17 protein-coding genes and 1 pseudogene are annotated in these 14,593 nt (G+C 34.4%); 12 read left to right on the top strand and 6 right to left on the bottom strand.

Features of this window, described 5'->3' with window-relative positions; all coding sequences use genetic code 11:
- Positions 1 to 5 precede the first annotated feature (5 nt).
- Positions 6 to 368 carry a DUF805 domain-containing protein gene (locus ILT06_RS19540; RefSeq protein WP_222655382.1) on the top strand — a complete coding sequence of 121 codons (363 nt, stop codon included), beginning with the start codon at positions 6 to 8 and terminating at the stop codon, positions 366 to 368.
- Positions 369 to 464: 96 nt separating this feature from the next.
- Here the strand turns inward: ILT06_RS19540 and ILT06_RS19535 are convergent, their stop codons facing one another.
- Positions 465 to 689, bottom strand: a complete 225-nt coding sequence (locus tag ILT06_RS19535; protein WP_000162604.1) for a hypothetical protein — start codon at positions 687 to 689, stop codon at positions 465 to 467.
- Between the two features lie 84 nt (positions 690 to 773).
- Positions 774 to 1,121: a DUF4257 domain-containing protein gene (locus ILT06_RS19530; RefSeq protein ID WP_000426320.1), complete on the bottom strand. Its 348-nt coding sequence runs from the start codon at positions 1,119 to 1,121 to the stop codon at positions 774 to 776.
- Between the two features lie 196 nt (positions 1,122 to 1,317).
- On the opposite strand from ILT06_RS19530, the gene ILT06_RS19525 reads away from it, so the two are divergent.
- The 6 genes and pseudogenes from ILT06_RS19525 (at position 1,318) to ILT06_RS19505 (ending at position 6,437) form a co-directional block, all read left to right on the top strand.
- The gene (locus ILT06_RS19525) at positions 1,318 to 1,845 is read left to right on the top strand and encodes a DinB family protein (RefSeq protein ID WP_222655381.1); all 528 of its coding nucleotides are present in this window, start codon (positions 1,318 to 1,320) and stop codon (positions 1,843 to 1,845) included.
- A 182-nt stretch (positions 1,846 to 2,027) separates the two neighbouring features.
- Positions 2,028 to 3,077: a ribosome small subunit-dependent GTPase A gene (rsgA, locus tag ILT06_RS19520; protein ID WP_222655380.1), complete on the top strand. Its 1,050-nt coding sequence runs from the start codon at positions 2,028 to 2,030 to the stop codon at positions 3,075 to 3,077.
- Positions 3,078 to 3,284: 207 nt separating this feature from the next.
- Positions 3,285 to 4,325, top strand: a pseudogene (locus ILT06_RS33125) (cache domain-containing protein); the annotation flags it as partial.
- Positions 4,320 to 5,267, top strand: coding sequence for a methyl-accepting chemotaxis protein (locus ILT06_RS33120; RefSeq protein ID WP_374453200.1), 948 nt, complete (start codon positions 4,320 to 4,322; stop codon positions 5,265 to 5,267). The pseudogene ILT06_RS33125 and the gene ILT06_RS33120, both read left to right, overlap by 6 nt.
- A 199-nt stretch (positions 5,268 to 5,466) precedes the next feature.
- Positions 5,467 to 5,772 (top strand): hypothetical protein, encoded by a 306-nt coding sequence (locus ILT06_RS19510; RefSeq protein ID WP_064474202.1) that lies wholly within the window; start codon positions 5,467 to 5,469, stop codon positions 5,770 to 5,772.
- 296 nt (positions 5,773 to 6,068) lie between these two features.
- Positions 6,069 to 6,437, top strand: a complete 369-nt coding sequence (locus tag ILT06_RS19505) for a DUF3979 family protein (protein ID WP_064474201.1) — start codon at positions 6,069 to 6,071, stop codon at positions 6,435 to 6,437.
- A 36-nt stretch (positions 6,438 to 6,473) separates the two neighbouring features.
- Here the strand turns inward: ILT06_RS19505 and ILT06_RS19500 are convergent, their stop codons facing one another.
- Positions 6,474 to 7,514, bottom strand: coding sequence for a YkvI family membrane protein (locus tag ILT06_RS19500; protein WP_064474200.1), 1,041 nt, complete (start codon positions 7,512 to 7,514; stop codon positions 6,474 to 6,476).
- Positions 7,515 to 7,755: 241 nt separating this feature from the next.
- On the opposite strand from ILT06_RS19500, the gene ILT06_RS19495 reads away from it, so the two are divergent.
- From ILT06_RS19495 to ILT06_RS19485, 3 genes are all read left to right on the top strand, one after another.
- Entirely contained in the window at positions 7,756 to 8,199 is a 444-nt protein-coding gene (locus ILT06_RS19495; protein WP_064474199.1) for a Dps family protein, read from the top strand.
- A gap of 107 nt (positions 8,200 to 8,306) precedes the next feature.
- Positions 8,307 to 8,762, top strand: coding sequence for a DUF3939 domain-containing protein (locus ILT06_RS19490; RefSeq protein WP_064474198.1), 456 nt, complete (start codon positions 8,307 to 8,309; stop codon positions 8,760 to 8,762).
- Positions 8,763 to 8,969: 207 nt separating this feature from the next.
- Positions 8,970 to 9,914: an alpha/beta hydrolase gene (locus tag ILT06_RS19485; protein WP_064474197.1), complete on the top strand. Its 945-nt coding sequence runs from the start codon at positions 8,970 to 8,972 to the stop codon at positions 9,912 to 9,914.
- Between the two features lie 45 nt (positions 9,915 to 9,959).
- Here the strand turns inward: ILT06_RS19485 and ILT06_RS19480 are convergent, their stop codons facing one another.
- Both ILT06_RS19480 and ILT06_RS19475 read right to left on the bottom strand, forming a co-directional pair.
- A complete protein-coding gene (locus ILT06_RS19480; protein ID WP_064474196.1) occupies positions 9,960 to 10,961 on the bottom strand; it encodes an LLM class flavin-dependent oxidoreductase in 1,002 nt (333 codons plus the stop codon).
- Between the two features lie 105 nt (positions 10,962 to 11,066).
- The gene (locus ILT06_RS19475; RefSeq protein WP_064474195.1) at positions 11,067 to 11,258 is read right to left on the bottom strand and encodes a DUF3896 family protein; all 192 of its coding nucleotides are present in this window, start codon (positions 11,256 to 11,258) and stop codon (positions 11,067 to 11,069) included.
- 177 nt (positions 11,259 to 11,435) lie between these two features.
- On the opposite strand from ILT06_RS19475, the gene ILT06_RS19470 reads away from it, so the two are divergent.
- Both ILT06_RS19470 and ILT06_RS19465 read left to right on the top strand, forming a co-directional pair.
- Complete coding sequence (locus ILT06_RS19470; protein ID WP_064474194.1) at positions 11,436 to 12,899, top strand: flavin monoamine oxidase family protein; 1,464 nt, start codon at positions 11,436 to 11,438, stop codon at positions 12,897 to 12,899.
- Positions 12,900 to 12,983: 84 nt separating this feature from the next.
- Positions 12,984 to 13,568, top strand: coding sequence for a GNAT family N-acetyltransferase (locus ILT06_RS19465; protein WP_064474193.1), 585 nt, complete (start codon positions 12,984 to 12,986; stop codon positions 13,566 to 13,568).
- A gap of 24 nt (positions 13,569 to 13,592) precedes the next feature.
- Here ILT06_RS19465 and ILT06_RS19460 read toward each other — a convergent pair whose 3' ends face one another.
- Positions 13,593 to 14,495: an aldo/keto reductase gene (locus ILT06_RS19460; RefSeq protein ID WP_222655378.1), complete on the bottom strand. Its 903-nt coding sequence runs from the start codon at positions 14,493 to 14,495 to the stop codon at positions 13,593 to 13,595.
- Positions 14,496 to 14,593 lie beyond the last annotated feature (98 nt).

Genomic DNA, 14,593 nt, shown 5'->3' with positions numbered 1-14,593 from the left:
TTTAAATGCAATGGTATTTGAAAGCTCTAAAGAATTATGGGAATTTTAGTGGTAGAGCTACGCGAAAAGAGTACTGGACTTTTAGTTTATCGAATATCGTAATTTTTTGGTTATTGGTATTTTTCTCATCATTTTCAGAGGTGTTAGTTGCTATTATTGCGTTGCTATTTATGTTAGTAATGATTATACCAAGTTTTTCGGTTGGTGCACGACGATTGCATGATATTGGGAAAACAGGATGGTGGCAACTATTAAATTTTGTACCGTTTGGTAGCGTTGTTTTACTTGTATTTTTTATCATTGAAAGTGAAGAAAGTGACAATCAATACGGACCAAATCCGCATTCAGATTTAAAAGAAGCGATTTAATAAACCTATTATTAAAATGGTTTGCACAGGCTAATATTATATAGCATAGCAAGAAGAAAAAATTCTAAATAAAAAGCACTGTTTTAGTTAATGTAACTAAAACAGTGCTTTTCTCTTTGATTGAACTGTTGCTGCATTTTCATCATGTATGCCTGCATCTTTAATAATTCGTTGTTTTGCTTTATTTAATAGATGGTCTACTGCTTCACCAAAATAATTAGCTTCGCTTTTTGTGCGGGCTTCTCGTAAACATTTATAGTTTTCTAGCAGTTCCTCTTTTTCAGTGTTTGTTAAGAAATCTTCTATTTTCTTTTTTGTCATACGAAACACCCTTTCTTCTGACAAACGACGCAATAGAAAATATTTATTGTTTATTATAGCAATAATTTTTAAAGAAAGTATAGACTAACGTCGTAATAATTTGTCAATTTCTTGAATCTTCTCATCAGCTTTCCCAATTTGTGTATTTTTAGCCTGTTCACCACCAAGCGCTTGGTGCAGTAAGAAAGTCTGACCGGAAATAGCAGTCACAATGGATACTTTTATAATTTCTTTTATTAAGGTGACATCGAATAGAACGAGTCCAAGTAGTGCAGCTAGACTACCAGTGAAAATATCAGTCAAAAACCCAAAGTGAAAAAAAGTTTTCAAACGGCGTGGAAGCAATAACTTGCCTTGGTTATTGATAAGATGGGAAACGAAACCAGTAATGCCACCAACGAGAACAGCAGTTAGCCATTGATACATTTCCATCGAATCCACTCCTTTTAGTGAATAAGATTCGATTCTTTTATATTGATTCCTTTTAATATTTCATATAAACATATTGAGAAAGTTTGTTTGGGTTTATTACGTATTCAATTTAATTATAACAGAAAAATCTGATATTTTTCAGTCTATTATATGAAGCGGTTATTCCTTAATATGAATGTAGAAAGGGGTGCGTGATATGAATATAGATTATCGAATAAGAAGTGTAGATGGTTATACAAAAAATATAGGGGAATTAGTAAGCATGCTGGAGCATACGAGGGCTGTAACATTACAGGAAATAAACGATCTATCTGTTGAGCAATTAGATTTCATTATGACGAGTGGAGGGAATTCCATCGGAGCGTTACTAAAGCATATAGCAGCTATAGAAAAAGCCCATCAACTTATTTCATTTCAAGAGCGCGACTTTACAAAAGAAGAATTAGAAATATGGGAAGACGCACTATATTTAGGGGAAGCGGGGAGAACAATCCGTGGTCATGAAATACAGTATTATGTACAACTTCTACAAAGTGTTCGAGAAGAATCTCTGAAGTATTTGAATGAACAAAATGATGAATGGCTTATGTCAGAAAGAAAGTGGCCCAACGGTGTAGCGTATAACCAGCACTATCTGTGGTTTCATGTGCTAGAAGATGAGGTTAGTCACCGTGGACAAATTAGAATGATGAAAAATAAAATATTTGAAAATTGCGTTAAATAAGGTAGCTTTTTGAAAAAATATTCCATATAATGAGAGTAATTAAAATGAGAACGGGGTGATGTATTATGGCGAAAATAACGTATATGAATAATAAACCAAATACAAAGGTGGATGGAAAGGGCGAGACTGTATAAGTGAGCGCACGATCCTTCCGCTTAGCTTAAACTAGGGAGGATATCAATTTGAATCAAAATATTTTAGAATCGTTCGGCTGGGATTCTTTTTTTGAGGAACAAGCTGTAGAGAACTTTGAAGTAGGGCGTATTTTACTTGAGCATAAACATATATATCGAATTATTTGTAATGATGGTGAATATATGGCAGAGCTGTCTGGAAAGTTTCGGCATGAAGCAGTAACGAAGGGAGATTATCCAGCGGTTGGTGATTGGGTGTATATAAAGAAAATAGAGAATGAAAAGAAAGCAATTATTCATCGTATTTTTCAAAGAAGAAGCTCTTTTTCTAGACAAGAGGCTGGTAATCGAACGGAAGAACAAGTAATAGCAGCAAATGTAGATTATCTATTTTTAGTAAATGCACTTAACCATGATTTTAACGTAAGAAGAATAGAACGTTATTTACTATTAGCGTATGAAAGTGGTGCAATGCCTGTTATTGTTTTAACAAAGAGTAGCTTATGTGAAGATGTGGAACAGAAAATTGTTGAAACGGAAGCTGTGGCAATTGGTGTTCCGATCTTCATCGTGGATAGTTTAGAGCATACTGGTATTGAATCGTTGCAGCAATTTGTTTCATCTGGGAAAACAATTGCTCTAGTCGGATCATCCGGGGTTGGAAAATCGACTTTGCTAAATGCACTTATAGGAATTGAAGTAGCAAAAACGGGAGATATTCGTGAGGAAGATAGTAAAGGAAGGCATACGACAACTCATCGTGAATTGTTCCGATTACCGAGTGGTAGTTTAGTTATTGATACTCCGGGTATGAGGGAACTGCAGCTTTGGGAAGGTAGCGATGCAATTCAAACAACATTTTCTGATATTGAAGAATTAGCAAAAACGTGCCGTTTTAGGGACTGTAAGCATGAAAATGAGCCAGGATGCGCAGTGCATCATGCAATTGATAACGGAATTGTTACGATAAATCGTTTGCAAAGCTATAAAAAATTACAAAAAGAACTGGCGTATTTTATGAGAAAACAAGATGCTGTTCTTGCAAGAGCAGAGCGTGATAAGTGGAAAAAGATTTCTAAACAGCATAAAAAAATGTAAAAAGCCAAAGGGTGGTTCCCTTTGGCTTTTTTTTGTATTTGTAAATTTTATAATAATATTATTCAAATATATAGACAAAGGGAATTTAATTGTTTAAACTTTACAAAGTATTCATCGTAATAGATTATGAAAATAATAATTTAGGGATGGGAAATGTTTAGAACTCGCTAGATTTAACTTTTGAAATTGAAAAGCAGGAGGTTTGTAATGGGTAGACTATTAAATTGGTTTCGTGATATGAAAGTAGCAAAAAAACTACTAATTTCGTTTTTTATCATTTTAATTGCGGCTGTCTCTATTATTGGAGGTATGTCTTATCAAACAGCTAAAAAGAATTTTGAATCACAAATTACGAGCAGTGCTCACGACAATATAAAAATATTAGATAATTTAATCAATCAAATGATTGAGGCGAAATTTAATGATGTGAATAACTTTGCACGGGTGATTCAAGGTAATATGTATCAAGGGGATAATCAAGAAGAATTAAGAAAGATGTTATCTCAATATATCAATTTGAATAAAGATGTTGAACAAGTATACGTTGCTGGGAATGATAAGAAATTTGTGCAAGAACCAAATATACAAATGGCAGCAGACTATGATCCAACAGAACGTTCTTGGTATAAAGATGCAGTGGCAAAACAAGGTGGTATTGTAATTACTGAGCCCTACAAAGCGAAGGGGAATGGACATATTGTCGTAACGATTGCAAAACAAGTAGAAGATAAAAACGGTGTTGTAGCGGTAGATTTAAGTTTAGATAATTTATTAAAAACAACAAAGTTAATCAATATTGGTAAAAAGGGATATGCTTTCATTTTAGATGGGCAACAAAAAATAATTGCACATCCTCAAGAAAAATCAGGGGGAAAAGCAGCTGATTCTTGGGCGAAGAAAATTTATGAAGATAATCATGGCGCTTTTTCATATATGTATGATGGCAGCGAAAAACAAATGGTATTTGCTACAAATGTAAAAACAGGTTGGAAAATCGGTGGGACGATGTACTCAAATGAAGTAATTGAAGCTGCGCAGCCTGTATTTTACAATATGTTAATCGTTATGTTCATTTCATTAGTTATAGGTGGGTCACTTATTTATTTTGTGACACTTTCTATAACGAAGCCATTAAAGAGATTAGTTATTACTTCTAAAGAAATAAGTGAGGGAGATTTAACGCAAACAATCGAAATTTATTCTAATGATGAAATTGGCCAACTTGCAAAAGGATTTAATGAGATGACAGATGCATTGCGAACGTTAATTGGAAGAATTAATACTTCGGCCGGGCATGTTGCAGCAGCATCAGAAGAGCTAACGGCAAGTGTAAGACAAGCGAGTGAAGCGACTGAGCAAATTACAATGGCAATGGATGAAATATCGAGTGGGGCAACTACGCAAACGACAAGTGTAGAAAATGGTGCAATGTTACTATTTGATGTAACAGAAGGAATTCAGCATGTAGCAAATAGTTCATCATCAATTAGTACGGCTTCTGCTCATACTCGTGAAAAAGCAGAAGATGGTGGAAAACTAGTCGGAAAAACAGTAAATCAAATGCAGTCTATTGCAGAATCTGTTTCACAATCAGATGAAGTTATACAGTTGCTAAATAATAAATCAAAACAAATTGGTGACATACTAGAAGTCATTCAAAATATTGCAGATCAAACAAATCTTCTAGCTTTGAATGCGGCAATTGAAGCTGCAAGAGCAGGAGAGCATGGAAGAGGATTTGCAATTGTTGCAGATGAAGTACGTAAATTGGCGGAGAAGTCTAGCGAATCTTCTAGTGAGATTAGTAAATTAATATGTGAAATACAAGATGACATGAGTAAGACGGTAAAATCTATGGGTCATGTAAATGAAGAAGTTCAATCTGGACTTGTTATTGCGAATGAAACGAAGCAAAACTTTACTGAGATTTTACAATCTACAAATGAAATTGCAGATCAAATTAAAACGATGGTTGAAACGGCTAATGGGATGTCGAAAGGTGCAAATGAAGTGTCTATTTCAGTAGGTCAAATTGCAATGACAGCACAGCATAATGCGACGAGTACCCAAAACGTTGCAGCATCAGCAGAAGAACAACTAGCGTCCATTGAGGAGATTAGTTCTGCGGCGGGTACATTATCTCAAATGGCTGAAGAGTTACAAGGATTAATTGAAAGATTTAAAGTGTAACAGAGGACAGACTACTCCAAAATAGCAGTATGCGATTTTGGAGTAGTCTGTTTTTATTATGTAACATGAAATGGGATAGAGAGTATTTTTATGATGTTTAAAGGTATATCATGTATAATATTTGTCGAAAAATAGAGGTATTTGTTAACTTTATGTATAATTATAATCATATAGAATGCAAATAAAGGAGATTATTAATATGGGAGTGTACTGGGGGACCAAAAGACATTCTTGGCTTAGTTATGTCTCATTTTGGTTAAGTATTTCATTTTTTATTGTTTTTCTAATTGAAGTGTTTATTTTAAAAACACTTTCGAATAGTTCGGTGCAAATTGTTAAATATTTTTATTTTATATTTGTACCAGTAAACATCTTTCTTAGTTTAAAATTACTCTTTAAGAAGAATGAAAAGAAAGCATTACCTATTTTTAGTTTCATTGTATCATTATTATTTACAATTTTAATACTAGTATTAGCGTTAGCAGCTACTGGGAAATTCTTTTAAGGAGAGTGATATAAGTCACTCTTCTTTTTTGTTGTTGCAAGCAAATAATAAGTGGAGGATGGACAAAAAGTGGATTTGCTTAAGTGTGATATTATTTGAAAGCTATAGAAGAGTATTAAGAAATGAAATAGGAGATAACTCACACCGCAATGAAGAGAATCAGGTATTTTATATGCATCTATGAAGCAAATGAATACGGTAAAAACGGCGATATATGGTACAATACATATGGAAAGTGATAGAGATAAAGGGTATATAAAATACTCATCGTTTTTTAGTAAGAGAGGGGTTATCTTATGCTATACGAGGATTTGATGACATTATTTCAAGCAGCTCCGAAAGAAGAAGGTAGAGGCGGCTGGAAATATATAATCCAGGAACGAAATGATAAATATGAAATTGTTGATGAAATGTTGAAAAATCAAATGAGTGTTGAAGTGTATTTTAATGAATATGATGAGGTGAAAATCACTTTATATAAAGATGGAATGCCTATTTCTATTATGCAAAGAATTGCGATTGCAAAAGTTGAATTAGACGAAGATGAAGAAGGGATTCAATTCGTTTTAGAACGTATGCCTAGTCGGATGATTCGCTTGCAATTAAAGCCATATTTAGCACTCGAAATGGGGCCGTACTGGGAAGTATGCGATGATTGTGAATGAACATAAAAGAAGCATCCAATAACATGGATGCTTCTTTTATGTTTTTTGAAGTTGTTTAAAAGCAATAATTGGCAGTAAAATGATGCTGACCCACCCGATTATAGGGTATAGAATGTGGAGTAATTCACTGTAACCAATGTAACTAAAGCAATAACTAATTAGTAAAATGAAGAAAATAATATTGTTACTTTTCCATCCGGTGATGGATTGCATTTGTTTTGTCATTCCGAACACATTACCAACTAAAGTTGTGAACACTTCACCGAAAATGATAAGAACAAAGAAAAAGTGAAAAGTTGCATTGAATTTTCTTATGACTTCAGCCATTGGGATATTATATTGATAAAATTGATCGACTGATAAGATAGCTAAATGGCTACATAATAAAATTAAAGAAAGTCCTGCACCGCCTAAAATACCGCCCCATAAAATGGCCTTTCGATCTTTTACTTCACTGGCTAACGGGACGAGAACGCTTTGGGCGAGAGAAAGATTTAAGGCGACATATGTAATAGGACTAGTAATCCACTTCATATTCCAGCTTTCTGCAGGAATAGTGTCACTAATAGAAGTTGTACCGTGAAAAAAAGTTGTAATAGCAAGTCCGATAATAAAAATCATCATAATAGGTACGACAAGTGTATTAACTTCAAAAACCCCTTGTAACCCGCGACTACCTATAATGAGACAGGCGATCAATATAATGAAAATACCAAGTTGTCTTGGTAAACGAAGTTGCTCTTCAAATACCGCCCCCGCTCCTGATAACATAACGCTCGTTACACCAAATAATACGAGTAATAATAGTGTGTTTACAACATTGCCAAATACATCCCCAAATAAATATTTGTTAAATTCTTGCGCTGAAAATGCACCAATTTGTGATGAAAGTAACATCATCTTTGTGCCAAGCCAAATAAAAAAAAATCCACTTACACATATGCCAATTGTTCCATATAATCCGTTCACTGTGAAAAATTCAACAATTTCTCGTCCAGTAGCAAATCCAGCTCCAACGACTGTTCCAATATAAGTAGCAGCGACTTTCTTTGCCACTTGCCATTGTTGATTGTCCATGTTATCCCTCTTTCTACTACGATGAGCTTGATTTACTATTATGCATATGTATGAGCTTGGACAATTAGACGTATGAAGTGTTTGAAAACATACATGAATTAAAAGATATTAGGGAAGTATTAAAGGTGTTAAAACTTTGTTACATATGAGCCAATCGTTCGAAAGGATAGGAAATGTATGGTAACATGTAACTAGGTTATTAAAAGATAAACATTATGAAATGATAAGAGGAGTGGATTGTATGAGTACGAAAACAAATGTTGTTGAAGTATTAAACAAGCAGGTAGCAAACTGGAATGTGTTATATGTGAAACTACATAATTATCACTGGTATGTGACAGGACCACACTTCTTTACGTTACATGAAAAATTTGAAGAGTTTTACAATGAAGCTGGAACAAATATTGATGAATTAGCAGAACGTATTTTAGCGTTGGAAGGTAAACCGCTAGCGACAATGAAAGAATATCTTGTAACATCTAGTGTGAATGAAGGGACAAGCAAGGAATCTGCAGAAGAAATGGTGCAAACATTAGTGAATGATTATTCTGCACTTATTCAAGAATTAAAAGAAGGTATGGAAGTTGCTGGTGAAGCTGGCGATGAAACATCAGCGGACATGTTGTTAGCGATTCATACAACATTAGAACAACATGTATGGATGCTAAGTGCGTTCTTAAAATAAATATAAGTATATAAAGAAAAAAGGCATTGAAAAATTCTTTCAATGGCTTTTTTTGTAATTTTTCAGTTTTCTTTTATGCTATAATATAGTAAAAAGGAGGCGATGCGATGTTTCGCTTTTTCAGAACTGGAAAAGAAGAGCGTGAAATTACGAAAGATGAATTAGAACAAGCGATGGCTAAGTTTCTAGAAAAGAATGCTAATATTGTTTATACAGTATTAGTAAATGATAATTATACAGTAAATTATGATTTGTTAAAGCCGTATTTACTTGCATTTCCAACAAATAGTTTTCTTATTACGAAGGAAACGCTTGAGGTATTTGAACATACAGAAGAAAACCTAAACCTAGTTAAAGAAATTGATATCGTACAAAAAGCAGTAGATCAGTACGTAACAGAAAAAGAAATGTTTCCAATTGTTGAAGGTAGTGAAGAGCGTCTTATATGCGGGATGAAATTAGGACCGTATTTAAATCGTATATTAAAAAGAGATTTATATATTTCAGAAAAACATTATTTAGTTTCAAGTAAACCAGACAGAAAAAAACAAAAGAGTGGGTAGATGTATTGAAAACAACAATAAATATATTGTTGTCTTTTTTTGTTTATAAAAATATTGATTTTTCAGTCTATTCAATTTTATACTAAACTTATTGGACGAAGGGGAGTAATGATTAAGTATTGTTAGCTTGAGTTATATACAGTGATTACAGAATGGTATAAAGGTTTGAGAACTAAATATTATAAAAGATTACGGGGGAATGGGTGTATGAAAAATAGTATGACTTACATTCAATTATTAAATGAAACGTTACATTGTTACGCAAATAAAGGAAGTTTGGAAGCATACACTTATATAATGGAGCATGCGAAAGGCATAGTGGGGAATGAGGCGCAAATATATAATTTCAAATATGCACTAGCGAGTGCAGCGGGGCTTGAAGAAGAAGCGTTACAGTTAATGAAGGAAGCTATTATAGACAATGGATTTTGGTACGGAAATGAATATTTAATTACCGACGACGATTTAAAATCACTACATAAATTTGAAGAGTTTCATAAAATGGTTCAATTATGTAAAGAGAGAGAAGAATTAGCAAAGAAAACAGAACGAGCAGACGTGAAATTTATAGATGGTAAGAAAAAAGAAAAACTATTTATTGCAATGCACGGAGATCAAGAAAATATAGAAATAATAGAACCATATTGGAAAACTGTTTTGACACAAGACTATACGTTAGCTTTACCACAGTCTTCGCAAATTCAGTTTTCAGATGGGTTTGTTTGGGATGATATACATAGAGGGAAAGAAGAATTAAAAGAGCATTACGTTAATTTTAAAGAAAATCATACAGTAGAAAGTGTAATAATTGGTGGTTTTTCTGCTGGTGCAAGAGTAGCTTTGTATACGATTTTACAAAAAGATATAGATGTAGATGGTTTTATTTTTGTGGCGCCGTGGCTTCCAGAGATTGAAGAATGGAATGAGTTGTTAGGAGTGCTACAAGATAAAAATATAAAGGGATATATAGTGTGTGGGGAACAAGATGAAGATTGTTTCGAATGTACGCAGCAATTTGTACAATTATTAAAAGATAGGAACATTGAACATAAGTATAAAGTTGTACCTAACTTAAATCATGATTACCCTAATCATTTTGATGAGTTATTAAAAGAGGCTATTGAATATATAGAAAATGAAAACAAGAAGTAGTAAGAAAGGGAGATGCATCGTAATTGATGTATCTCCCTTTTATCATTATAAATGAAAAGCATTTGCTAGTAAGCGATAGGAATTCAATTTATCTTCAAATCGATGGGTAATTGTGACAATCATAAATTCTTCAGTATTGTACGCTTTGCTTAAGTTTACGATTTTTTCTTTCACAGAAGATGGATCACCGACGATCATACGTTGACGATTTTCTTTTATACGGAATAAATCATAAGCGCTGTATGAATAATTTTGTGCAGTTTCAATAGAAGGAGTACCAGTTGTACGCTTTCCTTGTTCTAGTAATAAGATTGATAAATCTAAACTAGAAGCGATTTTTTCAGCCTCTTCATTTGTTTCTCCGCAAATAACAAAAATAGCGACGATTGATTTTGGTTTATCTCCTAAATAGGAAGGTTGGAATTGTTCCTGATAAGCTTCCATTACTTCAGGGCCACCGTATCCGTTAATGAACTGTGCGAATACAAAAGAAGCACCTTGTTTTGCAGCAATCATTGCACTCTCTCCGCTAGAACCGAGCATCCACATCTCAGGAGATGTTGTAATTACAGGAGTAGCCTTTAAATTTGCATAATGATGGTTTTCTGGTACTTGATCATGTAAGTACATTGCCACATCGGCAATTTGTTCTGGATATTGATCAAGTGAGACCATTTTCCCTTCTTGAAGTGCGCGAGTTGCAATTGGCATACCACCAGGTGCTCTGCCGACACCAAGGTCAATACGATTTGGATAAAGCGCTTCTAAAACGCGGAAATTCTCAGCAACTTTATATGGGCTATAGTGCGGCAACATAACACCACCTGAACCCACTCTCATACGATCTGTTTTTGCTGCAATATGAGAAATAAGTATTTCAGGACTTGAACCAGCAAGGCTGACAGAGTTGTGATGCTCCGATACCCAAAAGCGTGTATATCCGAGTTTTTCAACTTCTTGTGCAAGCGTAACTGTATGTGAAAAAGCTTGGGCTGCTGTACTTCCATCTGAAATAGGTGATTGGTCTAATACACTTAATTTGATCATAGAATATACCTCTCAATCTTAATGTACATCCTATTATATATTTACTTACGAAAAATGCGTAATAAAATGCTCAAAATATAAAGTGGATAAATTCTATATTTACTTTTAACGAGAAAATCCTCGTTCATAATGATTCATTTCAACTAAATTTAAAATATATTCGTAGTTATCAATCTCAAGTTTTAGTTGTTCACGCTCTTTTTTAGATAGATGCTTACAACTAAGTTTGTTGCATAGTTGGTGTTTCTTTCCTTCTAAATATTTCTTTGTAGCGTGGTAGTCGTAAGTTTGTTTCATTTTCAACCACTCCTTCTTTGCTGTTGCTATATTATACGAAGCGTGAAGAGATGTGAAAGCTACCTCTTATGTACTTTTAGTGAATATTCCACTTGCTATGTTGTTATGTTTATAGGAATTTATGAATAAAATGCACTAAACCACTAATGCCCATTTTATGAAGTAAGGGGTGGAATTGTGCAGAAAGATATAATGTATAACATTGAGATGGATGAAGTGTTGAAAGTGATAAATCAAGGGTTAAAGAAGACGACACGTTCGAAACAAATTATAGTAGTAGGGGCCGGTATGGCTGGGTTGGTTTCGGCATCTTTATTAAAGGCTGCAGGACATGATGTGAAGATTTTTGAAGCAAACAACCGGGTAGGTGGCCGCATAGAGACGGTTAGAATGGAAGATACCGGATTATATTTAGATGTTGGGGCAATGAGAATTCCGTATTCGCACACATTAACGATGGCATATATAAGAAAATTTGGGCTACAGGTGAGCCCGTTTATTAATAGGAATGAGACGGATATCATTTTCGTAAATGGCCGGAAAACGACATTAAAACAATACGAAAAAGATCCAAGTATATTAAAGTATCCTGTAGAAATGAATGAGGTCGGAAAAACGTCTGAGGAGCTATTATTGCTAGCGGTACAGCCCATTATAAATTTTATAAAAAAGAACCCAGAGAAAAATTGGGATGTTGTAGTAAAGGATTTTGGGAGATACTCTACAGGACAATTTTTAAAGTATCATCCTTATCAATATAATACGTATTTCTCGCCAGTAACAATTGAGATGATCGGTGTTCTATTAGATTTAGAAGGTTTTTTGGAAAGGTCATTTGTTGAGACACTACGCTTTTTATACATTATGCAGGAGGAGAGTGGATTTTGTGAAATAGTAGGCGGGAATGATAGATTACCAAAGTCTTTCTTACCACAATTAGAAGAAAATATTATATATAATCAAAAATTAATGAAGCTACATCAACACAATAACGGTGTGACAGCTTTCTATCGAAACGAGGAAACTTTTGAGTATAGTAGTATTACAGGGGATTTAGTTATTATTACAATTCCATTTTCGACAATGCGCTTTGTGGAAGTAGATCCATTTGATTCTATATCTCATGAAAAATGGAAAGCAATTCGTGAATTGCATTATATGCCAGCGACAAAAATAGGAATTCAATTTAAAAGTCGATTTTGGGAAGAACAAGGACAGTTAGGTGGCAGGATTATAACGGATTTACCAATTCGTTACGCCTATTATCCAAGTCACGGAATTGGAGAAAAAGGACCTGCTATGATGTTAGGCAGCTATACATGGTCTTATGATGCGTTGTTATGGGATGGGTTATCAAAAGGTGATCGTATTTATTACACATTACAAAATTTAGCGACAATATTAGGCGGTCAAGTATATGATGAGTTCATGTCTGGCATATCAAAAAGTTGGACATTGGATCCATATGCACTTGGAGGGTTTGCGCTATTTCAGGCAGGGCAAGAATCTGAGCTACAACCAGCGATTATAAAACCAGAGGGGAGATTATACTTTGCAGGTGATCATACAACGTTATATCACGGATGGATACAAGGTGCAATTGAATCTGGAGTTCGTGTAGCGGTAGAGGTAAATGGTTAAAATGTGTAAAATTCAGAAATTTCTTTACTGTATGGTTTGAGATGGATATTATTATATATAAAAGCATTAAAAGGAGTGTTGAAAGTGAATCCGTTATTATTCGATTTTCCTTCTGAATTTTATACTGATAGGCTATTTATTCGAATGCCGAAACCGGGTGACGGTAAAGCTGTATACGATGCAATTCAAGCTTCTATGAAAGAATTAAAACCATGGATGGTTTTTGCACAGAAAGAGCAAACAGAGGAAGAAGTAGAGATGAGTATTAGAAAATCGCATATTCAATTTTTGCAACGTGAGGATTTAAGATTACTAGTTTTTTCGAAAGAAACAGGTGAATTTATTGCATCAGCTGGATTGCATCGCATTAATTGGGATATACCTCAATTTGAAATTGGGTATTGGATTGATTCAAGGTTTAGTGGAAAGGGTTATATGCTAGAGGCTGCAAAAGGTATAATGGAGTTTGCTTTCACTGAATTGAAAGCAAACCGCGTAGAAATTCGATGCGATTCTTTAAATAAGAAGAGTAGAGCGATACCTGAGAAATTAGGCTTTAAGTTAGAAGGCACATTGGAAAGTGCGAGTGTAGCGGTAGATGGAAATGGATTAAGGGATATGTGTGTATTTGCCATGACTAGAAATACATATGAAAAAGAAGAGCTGTAAAGAAACAGCTCTTCTTTTTGTGTATTATGGTACAGGATGTCCATTAGAGCTTTCGAAAATTGTAAACCATTGTTGACGATCTAAATTAACTTTTGTAGCAAGAGCGGCTGTTTTAACACGGTCTAATTTACCAGATCCAACGATTGGCATCATGTTAGCTGGATGAGCAAGCAGCCATGCATACATAACTGTATCGATGCTAGTAACATCTAGTTCAGTAGCAACCTTTTGTAACGTTTCACGTAAACGTACGGCACGTTCTGATTGACCAGTAAAGATTTCTCCGCCAGCAAGAGGCGACCAAATCATAGGATTGATTCGCTTTTCTTGGCATAAATCAATTGTCCCTTTTTCGAAATGTTCAAGCTGCATCGCAGATACTTCAATTTGATTTGTAATGAGCGGGAAATCTAAATAAGAACTTAACATATTAAACTGTGAAGGTAAAAAGTTAGATACACCGAAGTGACGGACTTTTCCTTCTTGCTTTAAGCGTGAGAACGCTTCTGCTACTTCATTTGGATCCATAAATGGATCAGGGCGATGAATGAGCAGTACATCAATATAATCAGTATGTAAGTTTCGTAATGAGTCTTCCGCGCTTTTTATTATATGTTCAGTACTCGTATTGTAGTGCGCAACATATCGCTCTGGAAATTTTGGTGATGGGGGAGCGATTCCACATTTTGTGATAATTTGCATGTCTTCGCGTAAGGAAGGCTTGAGTTGTAATGCTTCTCCAAATAATCCTTCACACGTATATCCGCCATAAATATCAGCATGATCGAAAGTAGTAATTCCCATATCCATACAAGCTTCCATAAAAGAGAGTAACTCTTGCTTTGTCATATTCCATTCTCCTAAACGCCAAAAACCTTGAATAATACGAGAAAATTCTAGTGTTTCGGCCATTTGAACTCGTTCCATTATAAGTACCTCCTTGATGAATGAATCATTTTTTGAAAAGGCTTTCTTGCTACATATTATTATATAGTTACAGTGTCGTACATACAATAAATATGTTT

The organism is Bacillus sp. 17RED48 (genome assembly GCF_019837545.1).
Lineage (GTDB): Bacteria > Bacillota > Bacilli > Bacillales > Bacillaceae_G > Bacillus_A > Bacillus_A wiedmannii.
Note: the sequence above shows the minus strand (reverse complement) of the source record. Positions and strands in the feature narration are given on the sequence as shown.

Bases quoted from the DNA above. Each gene is read 5' to 3' on its own strand.
- ILT06_RS19460 (WP_222655378.1), bottom strand. From the start codon at position 14,495: ATGGAACGAGTTCAAATGGCCGAAACACTAGAATTTTCTCGTATTATT.
- ILT06_RS19495 (WP_064474199.1), top strand. From the start codon at position 7,756: ATGAGTACGAAAACAAATGTTGTTGAAGTATTAAACAAGCAGGTAGCA.
- ILT06_RS19500 (WP_064474200.1), bottom strand. From the start codon at position 7,514: ATGGACAATCAACAATGGCAAGTGGCAAAGAAAGTCGCTGCTACTTAT.
- ILT06_RS19535 (WP_000162604.1), bottom strand. From the start codon at position 689: ATGACAAAAAAGAAAATAGAAGATTTCTTAACAAACACTGAAAAAGAG.
- ILT06_RS19475 (WP_064474195.1), bottom strand. From the start codon at position 11,258: ATGAAACAAACTTACGACTACCACGCTACAAAGAAATATTTAGAAGGA.
- ILT06_RS19480 (WP_064474196.1), bottom strand. From the start codon at position 10,961: ATGATCAAATTAAGTGTATTAGACCAATCACCTATTTCAGATGGAAGT.
- ILT06_RS19505 (WP_064474201.1), top strand. From the start codon at position 6,069: ATGCTATACGAGGATTTGATGACATTATTTCAAGCAGCTCCGAAAGAA.
- ILT06_RS19485 (WP_064474197.1), top strand. From the start codon at position 8,970: ATGAAAAATAGTATGACTTACATTCAATTATTAAATGAAACGTTACAT.
- ILT06_RS19525 (WP_222655381.1), top strand. From the start codon at position 1,318: ATGAATATAGATTATCGAATAAGAAGTGTAGATGGTTATACAAAAAAT.
- ILT06_RS19540 (WP_222655382.1), top strand. From the start codon at position 6: ATGCAATGGTATTTGAAAGCTCTAAAGAATTATGGGAATTTTAGTGGT.
- ILT06_RS33120 (WP_374453200.1), top strand. From the start codon at position 4,320: ATGACAGATGCATTGCGAACGTTAATTGGAAGAATTAATACTTCGGCC.
- ILT06_RS19530 (WP_000426320.1), bottom strand. From the start codon at position 1,121: ATGGAAATGTATCAATGGCTAACTGCTGTTCTCGTTGGTGGCATTACT.
- ILT06_RS19490 (WP_064474198.1), top strand. From the start codon at position 8,307: ATGTTTCGCTTTTTCAGAACTGGAAAAGAAGAGCGTGAAATTACGAAA.
- ILT06_RS19510 (WP_064474202.1), top strand. From the start codon at position 5,467: ATGGGAGTGTACTGGGGGACCAAAAGACATTCTTGGCTTAGTTATGTC.